Source organism: Streptomyces sp. NPDC002130, from assembly GCF_040296465.1.
Classification (GTDB): Bacteria; Actinomycetota; Actinomycetes; order Streptomycetales; family Streptomycetaceae; genus Streptomyces.
Map to the genome: position 1 here is coordinate 1 of NZ_JBEOXI010001085.1, position 1,164 is coordinate 1,164.

The window sequence follows — 1,164 nt, forward strand, 5'->3', positions numbered from 1 at the left end:
CGATGCACACAGAGCGCCTCGGACGTTCGCTTTACGTCACCGGCATTGTCCAAAAAGCTCTCCAGCGTCGCGAGAAGAGCCTCGCTTTTTGAGTCCTCATGGCAGAGCAAGGACTGCAAACCTGAGTGAATACTGTTCTCGAGTCGATCCTCCGACAGTTCGGCCAGAAGTCCGTAGACGCCGAGATCCCGATAACGCACAACATTTCCGAGCACCTTGACAACCTGGGCTACGTCTGCAGAACGTCTGGACTCTTCGTAGGATTCGCGCACGTCTGCAACCGAGGTTCGCGGTTCACCGATACCAACCCAACATTCGATGTTCTGGCGCCCACTTTCAGACAAGACTCGTTCCCTGGCTGCCACGATCAGCGAGTCCAGATGGGTTTGAGTCGAGCGTTCGGCCACCGATACGATCAACAGACTGTGGTCGGGGCGGTCGAGTTGGATTGCACTGTTCCGCGGGAGCCTCCGCCGAAGCTGATCGACGCCGACGGCAACACTCAGACGATCTCTTTCGGTCAATGTCGACCGGTCCACGGGGCGGAGCAACATCGTCACCGCGACTGCTGGACCCGCAACCATCAAGCCCTCATCAGCCAATCTGCTTGCCGCGTCCTCACGCAGCGACCGCTCGCCCGACAGCACGTCTCGAGTGAGTTCCCGCTCCCGACTTCGGGACAACTCGTCCAGCAACTGTTCGCGATGAAGGATCATCGCCGCCGCATCAGCCGTGTGCCTCAAGACCTCGGCCTGATCCTCGTCAACTTCGCCCTCTGAAATCAACAGCCAGACGAAGCCCAGCAGCGCATTGCGGTATCGGATCGGCATCCCGACCCGGCCAAGGGTCAGCCCTAGTTCTTCGTTGACGGGAACAGTGAAGAGATCGAGGGCCTTGCGGCCTCCACTCGCGTAGATGAAGTCCACAATCTCGCGTGAAACATTCCGCTGTAGAACCGAATTCATTCTGACTGAATCGACGGCGCTGTCGTGCGAGTTGTACGCGAGTAGACGGATCTGGGCGTCATCGATTGCAACGGAACGGTCCAGTCGACGCCCGGTAGTATCCACCAGATGCTGTAGTTCTCCAGCGGCCGACGTATGTGGACGCCGATCTGCGCGGGATGCTCGCCGGTCAGCCGGAGGTCGTCGCGGTGGGCGAGGG

The 1,164-nt window shown here is 59.5% G+C and carries 2 protein-coding genes; both read right to left on the minus strand.

What is annotated here, in order from left to right; all coding sequences use genetic code 11:
- The coding region (locus tag ABT116_RS48610; protein ID WP_351647962.1) for a PucR family transcriptional regulator at positions 1-926 on the minus strand (926 nt) is incomplete at its 3' end.
- Positions 927-961: 35 nt separating this feature from the next.
- Positions 962-1,164, minus strand: a 203-nt coding sequence (locus tag ABT116_RS48615; RefSeq protein ID WP_351647965.1) for a hypothetical protein, incomplete at its 5' end; no start/stop codon positions are given.